The 12,696-nt window shown below is 62.0% G+C and carries 13 protein-coding genes; 1 reads left to right on the forward strand and 12 read right to left on the reverse strand.

Annotation, left to right across the window (positions count from 1 at the left end):
- Positions 1-174: 174 nt before the first annotated feature.
- From lipA to K3819_RS25535, 12 genes are all read right to left on the reverse strand, one after another.
- Positions 175-1,173: a lipoyl synthase gene (gene lipA, locus K3819_RS25480; RefSeq protein WP_162130488.1), complete on the reverse strand. Its 999-nt coding sequence runs from the start codon at positions 1,171-1,173 to the stop codon at positions 175-177.
- Between the two features lie 25 nt (positions 1,174-1,198).
- Positions 1,199-1,846, reverse strand: a complete 648-nt coding sequence (gene lipB, locus K3819_RS25485; protein WP_039771855.1) for a lipoyl(octanoyl) transferase LipB — start codon at positions 1,844-1,846, stop codon at positions 1,199-1,201.
- The gene (locus K3819_RS25490) at positions 1,846-2,121 is read right to left on the reverse strand and encodes a DUF493 domain-containing protein (protein WP_008087908.1); all 276 of its coding nucleotides are present in this window, start codon (positions 2,119-2,121) and stop codon (positions 1,846-1,848) included. Before K3819_RS25490 ends, lipB begins: the two co-directional genes overlap by 1 nt.
- An 84-nt stretch (positions 2,122-2,205) precedes the next feature.
- A complete protein-coding gene (locus K3819_RS25495; protein WP_011336095.1) occupies positions 2,206-3,363 on the reverse strand; it encodes a D-alanyl-D-alanine carboxypeptidase family protein in 1,158 nt (385 codons plus the stop codon).
- Positions 3,364-3,688: 325 nt separating this feature from the next.
- Complete coding sequence (locus tag K3819_RS25500; protein ID WP_085612550.1) at positions 3,689-4,696, reverse strand: septal ring lytic transglycosylase RlpA family protein; 1,008 nt, start codon at positions 4,694-4,696, stop codon at positions 3,689-3,691.
- Positions 4,696-5,706, reverse strand: coding sequence for a lytic murein transglycosylase B (gene mltB / locus K3819_RS25505; RefSeq protein ID WP_221398167.1), 1,011 nt, complete (start codon positions 5,704-5,706; stop codon positions 4,696-4,698). The genes K3819_RS25500 and mltB overlap by 1 nt, the downstream gene beginning before the upstream one ends.
- 17 nt (positions 5,707-5,723) lie before the next feature.
- Positions 5,724-6,827 carry a rod shape-determining protein RodA gene (gene rodA / locus K3819_RS25510; protein ID WP_050761190.1) on the reverse strand — a complete coding sequence of 368 codons (1,104 nt, stop codon included), beginning with the start codon at positions 6,825-6,827 and terminating at the stop codon, positions 5,724-5,726.
- 31 nt (positions 6,828-6,858) lie between these two features.
- On the reverse strand, positions 6,859-8,754 hold the full coding sequence (gene mrdA / locus K3819_RS25515; RefSeq protein WP_039771860.1) for a penicillin-binding protein 2: 1,896 nt from the start codon (positions 8,752-8,754) through the stop codon (positions 6,859-6,861).
- Positions 8,755-8,763: 9 nt separating this feature from the next.
- A complete protein-coding gene (rlmH, locus tag K3819_RS25520) occupies positions 8,764-9,231 on the reverse strand; it encodes a 23S rRNA (pseudouridine(1915)-N(3))-methyltransferase RlmH (RefSeq protein ID WP_009051038.1) in 468 nt (155 codons plus the stop codon).
- Between the two features lie 9 nt (positions 9,232-9,240).
- Positions 9,241-9,735 carry a ribosome silencing factor gene (rsfS, locus tag K3819_RS25525; RefSeq protein ID WP_064382180.1) on the reverse strand — a complete coding sequence of 165 codons (495 nt, stop codon included), beginning with the start codon at positions 9,733-9,735 and terminating at the stop codon, positions 9,241-9,243.
- A 72-nt stretch (positions 9,736-9,807) separates the two neighbouring features.
- The gene (nadD, locus tag K3819_RS25530) at positions 9,808-10,530 is read right to left on the reverse strand and encodes a nicotinate-nucleotide adenylyltransferase (protein ID WP_085612549.1); all 723 of its coding nucleotides are present in this window, start codon (positions 10,528-10,530) and stop codon (positions 9,808-9,810) included.
- Positions 10,499-11,770, reverse strand: a complete 1,272-nt coding sequence (locus tag K3819_RS25535; protein WP_221398168.1) for a glutamate-5-semialdehyde dehydrogenase — start codon at positions 11,768-11,770, stop codon at positions 10,499-10,501. Before K3819_RS25535 ends, nadD begins: the two co-directional genes overlap by 32 nt.
- Before the next feature lie 177 nt (positions 11,771-11,947).
- Between K3819_RS25535 and K3819_RS25540 the strand changes: the two genes are divergently transcribed.
- Entirely contained in the window at positions 11,948-12,643 is a 696-nt protein-coding gene (locus K3819_RS25540) for a DNA-3-methyladenine glycosylase (RefSeq protein WP_221398169.1), read from the forward strand.
- Positions 12,644-12,696: the final 53 nt, after the last annotated feature.

Here is a 12,696-nt window from a genome sequence, read left to right on the forward strand (position 1 = left end):
CCATGGATCTCCCTGTGTGAAGTCATGCTCACACAGTAGTCAGGAACGGCGACAAACAGAAGAGTCTCAGCTGCGCCGCAGATTGCGGGAAAAGTCAGTAACGAGTGTAGGCCGGGCAAAAAAATGCCCGCCGGGCGATAAACCCCGGCGGGCATTCTTTCATTCAGCGCTGAATCAGGAGCCGAGCAGCTCGGCCTTGACCAGTTTCGCTTGCTCGTCAGCGTGGTACGAAGAACGCACCAACGGGCCGGACGCGACGTTCTTGAAGCCCATCTTGTAACCTTCCTCGGCGAACCAGGCGAAGGTGTCCGGGTGCACGAAACGCTGCACCGGCAAGTGGCTGCGGGACGGTTGCAGATACTGGCCCAGGGTCAGCATGTCGATGTCGTGTTCGCGCATGCGCTTCATGACTTCGATGACTTCGTCGTCGGTCTCGCCCAGGCCCAGCATCAGGCCGGATTTGGTCGGGATGTGCGGCATCATCTGCTTGAAGCGTTGCAGCAGGGTCAGCGACCACTGGTAATCCGAACCCGGACGCGCAGCCTTGTACAGGCGCGGTACGGTTTCCAGGTTGTGGTTGAACACATCCGGCGGCTCGGCAGCGGTGATTTCCAGGGCGATGTCCATGCGGCCACGGTAGTCCGGGACCAGGGTCTCGAGCTGCACGTTCGGCGACAGTTTGCGGATTTCGCGGATGCAGTCGGCAAAGTGCTGGGCACCGCCGTCACGCAGGTCGTCGCGGTCAACCGAGGTGATCACCACGTACTTGAGCTTCAGATCGGCGATGGCGATGGCCAGGCTTTCCGGCTCGTTGACGTCCAGTGGCTTCGGACGACCGTGGCCAACGTCGCAGAACGGGCAACGACGGGTGCAGATGTCACCCATGATCATGAAGGTCGCGGTGCCGCCGGAGAAGCACTCGCCCAGGTTCGGGCAGGATGCTTCTTCGCAGACGCTGTGCAGCTTGTGCTTGCGCAGCAGGCTCTTGATGCGGTCGACTTCCGGCGAAACCGGGATGCGCACGCGGATCCAGTCGGGTTTCTTCGGCAGTTCGGTGGTCGGAATGATCTTCACCGGGATGCGTGCAACCTTCTCGGCGCCGCGCAGCTTGACGCCGGCTTCAACCTTGGGACGCGGGGCCGGGCGCTCGGTCACGTCGAGCGTCGGGATCATGGTTTGCACTGCATCAGTAGTCATATCAGTCGATTCCGCCCGTCAGGGTCGTCTGCTCAGCATAGTCGAGGTGTTTGACGAGCTGCGCGCGCAGCCGGGCACTTACCTCGGCAAATTCAATCGATCCTGCGTGCTCGCTCAGCTGGGTCATCGCCAGCCCGGCATAGCCGCAGGGATTAATCCGTCGAAACGGTTCCAGGTTCATGTCCACGTTCAGGGCCAGGCCATGAAAGGAGCAACCGTGGCGAATCCGCAAACCCAGAGAAGCGATCTTCGCTCCGTCGACGTAGACGCCGGGAGCATCCGGCTTGGCCACGGCGGTCACGCCGTAGCTGGCCAGCAGTTCGATCAGGCAGCGCTCCATGCGGCTGACCAGATCGCGCACGCCGAAACCGAGTCGGCGCACATCCAGCAGCAGATAGGCCACCAACTGGCCTGGGCCATGGTAGGTCACCTGACCGCCGCGGTCGACCTGCACCACCGGAATATCCCCCGGCAGCAACAGGTGCTCGGCCTTGCCGGCCTGGCCCTGGGTGAACACCGGCGGGTGTTCCACCAGCCAGATTTCGTCCGGGGCCGTGGTGCCACGCTCGTTGGTAAAACGTTGCATGGCCTGCCAGACCGGCTCGTAAGCCATCTGGCCAAGCTCGCGAAAGCCCAGCGTGCCCGGCATCACAGCACCATGTGCACGAAACCGGTAGCCCGCAGTTCGCTGTTGATGTTGTACAGCTGATCCTGATCGGTCGCGACGATGTGCAACTGAATGGTGGTGTATTTGCCGTTGCTGCTCGAACGCTCGTCGACACGCTCATCGTTGATCTTCGCGAATTTCTTCACGATTTCGATGATCTTGTCTTTGTGGCCAACCCCCGTATCGCTGATCACCTTAACCGGATAATCAACCTGGGGAAATTCGATCTTTGGCGCCTTTACTTCGGTATCGGTCATGGCGTAACGGCCTCGTAAGCGTAAGCCCGGTAACGAACAAGGCCCCGCTCCGGATCGGAACGGGGCCATGCAGGTCAACTCAAATCAGTTGAACAAGCCGTAGAAGAATAGACGGATGCTATCCCACATGCGGCGGAAGATACCACCCTCCTCGACAGCGTCCAGGGCGATCAGGTCGGCGCTGTGCACCACCTTGTCGTCCAGTTTCACTTCGACTTTACCGATCACGTCGCCCTTGGCGATTGGCGCGGTCAGTTGCGGGTTCATGGTCATGCTGGCAGCGAGCTTCTTCAGCTGGCCTTTCGGCAGGGTCATGGTCAGGTCTTGTGCCAGGCCGGCCTTGACCTGGCTGGTAGTGCCTTTCCACACCGGGGCCTGAGCCAGTTCGGTGCCCTTCTGGTAGAAGGTCTGGGTTTCGAAGAAGCGGAAACCGTAGGTCAGCAGCTTCTGGGTCTCGGCGGCGCGAGCCACTTCGCTGTTGGTGCCGAACACCACGGCGATCAGGCGCATGCCATCACGTACGGCCGAGGACACCATGCAGTAGCCGGCTTCGTCGGTGTGGCCGGTTTTCAGACCGTCAACGGTCTTGTCGCGCCACAGCAGCAGGTTGCGGTTAGGCTGTTTGATGCCGTTCCAGAAGAACTCTTTCTGCGAGTAGATCGCGTAGTGAGCCGGATCTTCGTGGATGATCGCGCGCGCCAGGATCGCCATGTCGTGAGCCGACGAGTAGTGCTCGGGGTTCGGCAGACCGGTCGGGTTCATGAAGTGGGTATTGGTCATGCCCAGATCGGCGACGGTCTTGTTCATCAAGTCGGCGAAGGCGTCTTCGCTACCCGCGATGTGTTCAGCCACCGCGACGCTGGCGTCGTTGCCGGACTGGATGATGATGCCGTGCAGCAGGTCGCTGACAGTGACCTGCGAGCCGACCTTGATGAACATCCGCGAACCGCCGGTGCGCCAGGCGTTTTCGCTGACGGTCACCGGGTCGTTTTCACCGATCTGGCCGCGACGGATTTCCAGCGTGGCGATGTACGCGGTCATCAGTTTGGTCAAGCTGGCCGGCGGCAGACGCTGGTCACCGTTGTTCTCCACCAGCACGTTGCCGCTGTTGGCATCCATGAGCACGTAGGATTTGGCGGCCAGTTGTGGTGGCGACGGCATCATCTCGGCCGCGAACGCGGCAGGCGAGAGGAGCAGCGGGACTAGCAGACACAGGCGTTTGGCAAAGGTGGTGATGTTCATCCGTCTCTCGAAATCGCTAATGGAAACTGTCCTGGCGGACAAAATTTAATCAGATGTCTTTCAGGCTTTGCCCGAAACCTGCCTGCGCGACGATCATGCTGCGTTAAAAACAGATTCGGAATGCTCATGTAGGTCCCCTACACTCCGCTTCCTCACCTGTTTTTGCCTTGCCTGATCGCCGCTCGGCGAGCTTTCGAGCAAACCCTACGAGCATCGCGTGTTCAGTTGCTCACTCCAGTCACCCTTGCCGGGCTTTTGTTCTTCGACGAGCCAACAACCTGGTTCACCCCCCAATCGCTGGTGAACCGTCAATCAAGTCCTACGTTTACTCGGTGACCACACTTGGCGAACCGAGGTTGGCCAGGCGCACGCTGTTCTGTACCTGGGCAATTTCACCCGGCGAACCGATCGGCCCCAGGCGAACCCGGTGCAGGGTCTGCTGATTGCGCACGATCGAGCTGATGAACACCGGAGCGCTCACCATCCCGCTGAGCTTCGACCTCAGGAGTTCTGCAGCGTCCGGGTTGGCGAACGCGCCCACCTGCAGATACTGGCCAGACGCTGGTGCAGAAGCGTTTTTTTTTGCATCGAGCTGGACTGGCACGACGGCCGCGGCGTGCTGCTGCGGCGGCGGAGTCCATTGCTCGACGGTGCCGGCCGAGGCCGTGATCACCGGGGCGCTATTCTGCGCGACTTGCGGCTCGTTGAGCATCAAAGGCGCCGGACGGCCCTTGGCGGCCCACCATTGCTGCGGGTCGATGCCTTCGACCTTGACCCGCGCGGTGCCGATTTCGGCATAACCGAGTTTTTTCGCGGCGGCGTAGGACAGGTCGATGATCCGGTCCGAGTAGAACGGCCCGCGGTCATTGACCCGCAGAATCACGCTCTTGTTGTTGTCCAGGTTGGTCACCCGAACGTAACTCGGCAGCGGTAATGTCTTGTGGGCGGCACTCATGCCGTACAGGTCGTAGACCTCCCCGTTGGCGGTGTTCTGACCGTGGAACTTGGTGCCGTACCAGGACGCAGTGCCGGAGGCCACGTAAGTCTTGGATTCCTGCAACGGGAAGTAGGTCTTGCCCAGCACGGTGTACGGGTTGGCCTTGTACGGGCCGGTGTGCAGGGTCGGCGTGGCGTCCGGGATGCGCGATACGTCGACGTCCCACCACGGCGCGCCGTCCTTGTGGGCCCGGTTGATGTCCAGGCCCGGCTGCGAACGTACGGCGGTGGTCGGCTTCTGGGTCGGCGAACGACTGGTCGAACAACTGGCGACCAGTACCGCCAATGCAGCAAAGGCCACCAGCTTCAGGGGTTTATTGATAGGCAATGCCCGCATTACTTGACGCCCCGTGCTTGTACCAGCTGTTCAGACAGTTGATGTACGGCCATGGCGTACATCACGCTGCGGTTATAACGCGTGATCGCGTAGAAATTCTTCAGGCCCATCCAGTATTCCGGGCCGTTGTCGCCTTCCAGGCGGAATGCGGTGACCGGCATGTCATCGCGCAGCGCATCATGACTCGACCAGCCCAGCGCTCGCAACTCCCCGACGGTTTTCGTCGGCTCGATGCCGGTGGTAAGGCCTTCATCCACCTGCTCGCCACGGACATCCGCGCGGCTGACTACCGGTTCACCGGCGACCCAGCCGTGACGCTTGAAATAGCTGGCGACGCTGCCGATCGCATCATCCGGGTTGTTCCAGATATTGATGTGGCCGTCGCCGTCGAAATCCACCGCGTAGGCGCGAAAACTGCTCGGCATGAACTGCGGCAAACCCATCGCCCCGGCATAGGAACCCTTGAGGGTCAGCGGGTCGACCTGCTCTTCCCGCGCCAGCAGCAGGAACTCACGCAGCTCCTTGCGGAAAAATTCGGCACGGGGAGGATAGTCGAAACCCAGCGTGGACAAGGCATCGATCACCCGGTAATTGCCGGTATTACGTCCGAAAAAGGTCTCAACGCCGATGATCGACACGATCACCTGGGCTGGAACACCGTATTCGTGCTCGGCGCGGGCCAGGGTGGCCTCGTGCTGGCGCCAGAAGTCCACACCGCGGGCGATGCGCGCGTCGGTGATGAACATCGGCCGGTATTCTTTCCACTGCTTGACCCGTTCGGCGGGTTTGGAAATGGCGTCGAGAATCGCCTGCTTGCGCTGGGCTTCGCGGAACACGGCCATCAGCTGTTCGCCGGCAAAACCGTAGTCGCGGGTCATTTCACCGACGAATTCGGCCACCTGGGGCGAGCCTTCGTAATCGCCGGCCAACGCTTCCTGCGCGCTGCCAAGGATGCCTACCAGGCCGAGCCACGGTGCGTATCGTGTCGCCCAGTCACGCATTACTTGCATTGAACTCTTCACCTTATTCAAACCTGTGCGATCCACTTGCGATGGGTATGGATCGACATCAAAACCCCAAACGCTGACAGCAGCGTCACCAGCGAAGTTCCGCCATAGCTAATGAACGGCAACGGCACCCCCACCACCGGCAACAGGCCACTGACCATACCGATGTTGACGAAAACGTAAACAAAAAACGTCATGGTCAGAGCACCGGCGAGCAATTTGCCGAACAGCGTCTGCGCCTGGGCGGTAATCACCAGGCCGCGGCCGATCAGCAGCAGATAGATCAGCAACAGTGCGCAGATGCCCACCAGCCCGAACTCTTCGCCGAGCACCGCGATGATGAAGTCGGTGTGGCTTTCCGGCAGGAAGTCCAGGTGCGACTGGGTGCCCAGCAGCCAGCCCTTGCCGAATACACCGCCGGAACCGATGGCGGCTTTCGACTGAATGATGTTCCAGCCGGTGCCCAGCGGATCGCTCTCCGGGTCGAGGAACGTCAGAATCCGTTGCTTCTGGTAGTCGTGCATGATGAAGAACCACATCGCCACCGACACCGGAATCGCCGCCGCCAGTACGCTGAGAATCCAGCGCCAGCGCAGCCCGCCCATGAACAATACGAAGGCGCCGCCGGCCAGAATCAGCAGTGAAGTGCCCAGATCCGGCTGACGCACGATCAGGGCAAACGGCACGCCGATCAGCAGCAGACTGATGCCCACGTGCTTGAGCTGCGGCGGCAGCGTGCGCTTGGACAGGTACCAGGCGATGGTCGCCGGCATCAGGATCTTCATGAATTCCGAGGGCTGGAAGCGGATCACCCCGGGAATGTTGATCCAGCGGGTCGCGCCCATGGCGTTGTGGCCCATGATGTCCACCACCATCAGCAATACCACCCCGATCACGTAGCCGAGCGGCACCCAGCGCGCCATGAACCTTGGCTCGAACTGGGCGATGACGATCATCGACACCAGACCGATGCCGAACGACGTGGCCTGTTTGGCCAGCAGGTCCCAGCTCTTGCCGCTGGCCGAATACAGCACGAACAGGCTGCCGGCGGCCAGGATCAACAACAGCACCAGCAACGGGCCGTCGATATGCAAACGTTGCAGCAGCGTCGCCCGGCGACGCATCACATCCTCGCTGGAGAGCATGCGATCGAAATTATTCATCACGGGCCGTAGCCTCCGCACTGATAGGGCTGGCGTATTCGGCCTTCAACCGTCCGTCCTGATCCAGCAGCCAGGCATCCATGACCTGGCGCACCACCGGTGCCGCGACGCCGGAACCGGACTCACCGTTCTCGACCATCACCGACACCACGATTTTCGGGTCATCCGCCGGCGCGAAACCGACGAACAGGGCGTGGTCACGGTGGCGCTCCTGAACCTTGGAGCGGTCGTACTTCTCGCCTTGCTTGATCGCCACGACCTGTGCCGTACCCGACTTGCCGGCGATCCGGTATTGCGCGCCGATCGAGGCCTTGCGCGCGGTGCCACGGGCACCGTGCATCACCTGCTGCATGCCGTGGTTGACCTTGTTCCAGTCCGAAGGATCGCGAAGGATGATGTCCGGCATCGGATTTTCATCCTTGGGCTTCTCGCCTTCGATAGTCCTGGCCAGGTGCGGGCGATTCCACACGCCCTTGTTGGCCACCAGCGCCGTGGCCTGGGCCAGTTGCAGCGGGGTCGATTGCATGTAGCCCTGGCCGATCCCGAGAATCAGGGTTTCGCCGGGGAACCACGCCTGACGCCGGGTCGCGCGTTTCCACTCGCGGGACGGCATCAGGCCGGGGGACTCTTCGAACATGTCCAGCGAGACCTTCTGGCCGATGCCGAACTTGTTCATATAGGCCGACAACCGATCGATGCCCAGCTTGTGCGCCAGATCATAGAAGTAGGTGTCGTTGGACCGCATGATCGCCGTGTCGAGGTCGACGAAGCCGTCCCCGGTGCGGTTCCAGTTGCGGTACTTGTGATCGTAGTTGGGCAGCATGTAGTAACCGGGGTCGAACACCCGGCTCGACGCCGTCACCACACCCGCATCGAGACCGGCAATCGCCACCGCCGGCTTGATCGTCGAGCCCGGCGGGTACAGACCGCGCAGCACGCGGTTGAACAGCGGCCGGTCGATCGAATCGCGCAGCTCGGCGTAAGCCTTGAAGCTGATGCCGGTGACGAACAGGTTCGGGTCGAAGCTCGGCTGACTGACCATCGCCAGCACTTCGCCGGTTTTCGGATCGAGCGCCACCACCGCGCCACGCCGGCCGCCCAGCGCAGCCTCGGCGGCTTCCTGCAATTTGATGTCGAGGCTCAGGACAATGTCCTTGCCCGGCACCGGATCGGTCCGCTTGAGCACGCGCAGGACGCGGCCACGGGCGTTGGTCTCGACCTCTTCGTAACCCACCTGACCGTGCAGCTCGGCTTCGTAAAAGCGCTCGATGCCGGTCTTGCCGATGTGGTGGGTACCGCTGTAGTTGACCGGATCGAGGGTCTTCAGCTCTTTCTCGTTGATCCGCCCCATGTAACCCACCGAGTGCGCGAAATGCGCGCCCTGCGGGTAATGACGCACCAACTGCGCGACCACCTCGACACCCGGCAGACGGAACTGGTTCACCGCGATCCGGGCGATCTGCTCTTCGGTCAGTTCGAACAGGATCGGCACCGGCTCGAACGGCCGGCGGCCCTGGCGCATGCGTTTCTCGAAGATCACCCGGTCTTCCGGCGTCAGCTCCAGCACCTCGACGATCACGTCGAGCACCTGCTGCCAGTCGCCGGAGCGCTCGCGGGTCATGCTCAGGCTGAAGCTCGGACGGTTGTCCGCCACCACCACGCCGTTGCGGTCGAAAATCAGGCCACGGGTCGGCGGGATCGGCTGAACGTGAACCCGATTGTTTTCCGACAGGGTCGAGTGATATTCGTACTGAATCACCTGCAAGTAATACAGCCGTGCAATCAGCACGCAGATCAGCGCCACCACCGCAATTGCGCCGAACACGACGCGACCACGCACCAGACGGGCGTCTTTTTCGTGGTCCTTGATGCGGATCGGCTGAGACATGAGGGCGGGTTACTTGTGGTAAGGGTGGCCGGACAGCACGGTCCAGGCACGATACAACTGCTCGCCGATGAGGATGCGCACCAGCGGGTGCGGCAGCGTCAGCGGCGACAACGACCAGCGCTGATCCGCGCGGGCACAGACTTCCGGCGCCAACCCTTCCGGGCCACCGACCATGAAGTTGACCGTGCGCGAGTCCAGGCGCCAGCGATCGAGTTCGACCGCCAGTTGCTCGGTGCTCCACGGCTTGCCATGAACCTCGAGGGTGACGATCCGCTCGTTCTGCCCGACCTTGGCCAGCATGGCTTCGCCTTCCTGACGGATAAAGCGGGCCACGTCGGCGTTCTTGCCACGGGTATTGAGCGGAATTTCCACCAGTTCCAGCGCCAGCTCGGACGGAAGACGCTTGGCATACTCATGCCAGCCTTCTTCCACCCACTTGGGCATGCGTGAACCGACGGCGATCAGTCGCAGTCGCACAGCAATCCCCTACAGCTGGTCTTTGTTGAGCTTGGTGAAATGCTCGTGGGTGTTTTCCGGGCTGTGGTGCTTGGCGTCCGCCGCACGGCTCTGCTCGGCACCGGCCCACAGGCGTTCCAGGTCGTAGAACTGACGTGCCGAGGCAGTCATCATGTGCACGATCACCAGGTCCAGGTCCAGCAGCACCCAGTCGCTGTCGCCCTTGCCTTCTTCGCCCAGCGGCCTGGCGCCCTGCTTTTTCACTTCTTCGCGAACCTTGTCCAGCATCGCGTTGATCTGGCGGTTGGAGGTACCGGTGGCGATGATCATGTAGTCGGTGATGCTCTGCTTGTCGCGCACATCAATGATCTGGATGTCCTGGGCCTTGACGTCTTCCAGGGCTGCCACGGCCACCTTGACCAGCTCGTCGCCCTTCAGCGGTTCGTTGGTGTTGACCGGTTCTGGCAGCGGGGCGCTCTTGAATGTGCCTTTGCGCTTTACTTTGGTTTGGTCTTTGTCAGTCATATAAAACTCGTTTTGCTCATATTTTCGGCGGCTTGGCGACACGTGGATTCGTATCAGTGAAGCACGCCTTGTTCAGTTCGACGCACGATACAGACCGTGCGCATCGATGTAGGCCAGGACCGCGTCGGGCACCAGGAAACGTACCGACTTACCGCTGGCCAGCAGTTGACGGATCTGGGTGGCGGAAACCGCGAGCGGTGTCTGCCAGACGAATGCAATCTGTCCGCTCGGCCCTTTGAGGGCCAACGGGTCGCTCACCGAACGCGCTGCCAGCAGGTTGCGCAAGGCATCCGGCGGTTCGCTGTCGGCGTCCGGGCGCTGTAGCACCAGGATGTGGCAATGCTGGAGCAACTCATCCCAGCGGTGCCAAGTGGGCAGGCCGCAAAATGCGTCCCAGCCCAGAAGCAGAAAAACCTGGGTCTCGGCGGCCATTTCGGCACGCAGCGACTCCAGGGTATCGATGGTCCAGGACGGTTTGTCCCGCTGCAACTCACGGGCGTCCACCACCAGCGGCGGCACACCGGCCACCGCACATTCAACCATCGCCAGCCGGTCCTGCGCCGACACCTGCGGCGTATCACGGTGCGGCGGCCGGGCGCTGGGCATCATGCGCAGCTCATCGAGCCCCAGCGCTTCGGCAACTTCCAGCGCACCGCGCAAATGGCCGACATGCACCGGGTCGAACGTCCCGCCCAGTACGCCGATGCGCCGGGGACGGGACTTCTTGCCGGGCTTCGGCGCTTTCAGGTCGAGGTCGGACAAGTCAGACCGTCGCCTGGCCGCGCAACTGGCCATCACCGACCACGATGTACTTCTCGCAGGTCAGTCCTTCCAGGCCCACCGGGCCACGGGCGTGCAGCTTATCAGTAGAAATGCCGATCTCGGCACCCAATCCGTATTCGAATCCGTCGGCGAAGCAGGTCGGGGTGTTGATCATCACCGACGCCGAGTCGACCTGAGCCACGAACTGGCGGGTGTCGGCGAGGTTTTCGCTGACGATCGCGTCGGTGTGATGGGAGCCGAAACGGTTGATGTGCTCGATGGCCTGATCCAGGCCATCCACCACGCGGATCGACAGGATCGGCGCCAGGTATTCGGTGCTCCAGTCTTCTTCGGTCGCCGCTACGGCTTCGATGAACGCCCGGGTGCGTTCGCAACCGCGCAGCTCGACACCTTTTTCGCGGAACTGCTTCGCCATCGACGGCAGGAAATCCTTCGCAACACTTTGATCGACCAACAACGTTTCCATCGCACCGCAGATGCCATAGCGATAGGTCTTGGCATTGAAGGCAATGCGCTGGGCTTTCGGCAGGTCGGCGTGTTCGCTGACATAGACGTGGCATATGCCGTCCAGGTGCTTGATCACCGGCACTCGGGCGTCACGGCTGATGCGCTCGATCAGGCCACGGCCACCGCGCGGTACGATCACGTCGACGTATTCGGGCATGGTGATCAGCGCGCCAACGGCGGCGCGGTCGGTGGTTTCCACCACTTGCACCACGGCGGCCGGCAGTTCGGCTTCGGCCAGACCGCGCTGGATGCAGGCGGCAATCGCGCGGTTGGAATGAATCGCTTCGGAACCGCCGCGCAGGATCGTCGCGTTGCCGGACTTCAGGCACAGGCTCGCGGCATCGATGGTCACGTTGGGACGGGATTCGTAGATGATCCCGATCACGCCCAGCGGGACACGCATCTTGCCGACCTGAATGCCCGACGGACGGAAGCTCATGTCGCGGATTGCACCGACCGGATCCGGCAGCGCTGCGACCTGACGCAGGCCGACGATCATGCCGTCGATGCGTGCCGGGGTCAGTTCCAGACGTTCCAGCAGTGCCGGCTCCAGACCGTTGGCGCGACCGGCGGCCAGATCCTGTTCATTGGCTGCCGCAAGCTCGGCGCGGGCGGCGTCCAGGGCATTGGCGGCGGCCAGCAGGGCGCGGTTTTTCTGCGCGGTGCTGGCACGGCCGATGACGCGGGAGGCTTCGCGGGCGGCGCGACCCAATCGGGTCATGTAGTCAAGAACGGACTCAGTCATGGTCTGCTGGGGTCTTGGCAAAGAGGAAAGCGGCAGATTATAGCTGCCGCGTCCCGGGACTAACAGCGGTGACGGGCGGATGGTCGAAATGGACGGCGATTTGCCGACGTTCAGCCGGGATTAAGCCGCGAATTGTTATCATCACGACCTCCTTCGCCTGGATAACCAGTGTTTGCCATGTCCAACCTGACCGTTCGCGCCCCCTCCGCGCGCCAGCCCGTCGGCCTCGCGGACGCTTTTTTCGACCGTGACGCCCAGACGCTGGCCAAGGATCTGCTCGGCAAAGTCATTCGCCATCGGGTCGGCGATTTATGGCTCAGCGCCCGGATCATCGAAACCGAAGCGTATTACTGCGAAGAAAAAGGCAGCCACGCGTCCCTCGGCTACACAGAAAAGCGTAAGGCTTTGTTTCTGGATGGCGGCCACATCTATATGTATTACGCCCGGGGCGGCGATTCGCTGAACTTCAGCGCGCAGGGCCCTGGCAATGCGGTGCTGATCAAATCGGCCTATCCGTGGGTCGACGAGATCAGCGGCCCGGCCAGCCTGGCGCAGATGCTGCTGAACAACCCAGATGCCCAGTGGCGACCGCGCCCGTCACAGAAACTGTGTGCCGGGCAGACGCTTCTGTGCAAGGCGCTGGGACTGAAAGTGCCGGTGTGGGATGCCAAGCGCTTCGACCACGACATTCTGCTGGTGGAAGACACCGGCCCTGCGCCGACCCACATAATTCAGACCACCCGCCTGGGCATTCCCCATGGCCGCGACGAACACCTGATGTATCGCTTCGTCGATGCCGCCTATGCCCAGTGGTGCACGCGGAACCCGCTGCGCCGGGGTCAGGTCGAAGGTCGCGATTATTTTCTGCTGTGAATGCACACCCTGCGGCTCGCCGTTCAGGGACATCAATGAAATGGAGTGGTTTG

Source organism: Pseudomonas sp. 3-2 (assembly GCF_019710535.1).
Classification (GTDB): Bacteria; Pseudomonadota; Gammaproteobacteria; order Pseudomonadales; family Pseudomonadaceae; genus Aquipseudomonas; species Aquipseudomonas pharyngis.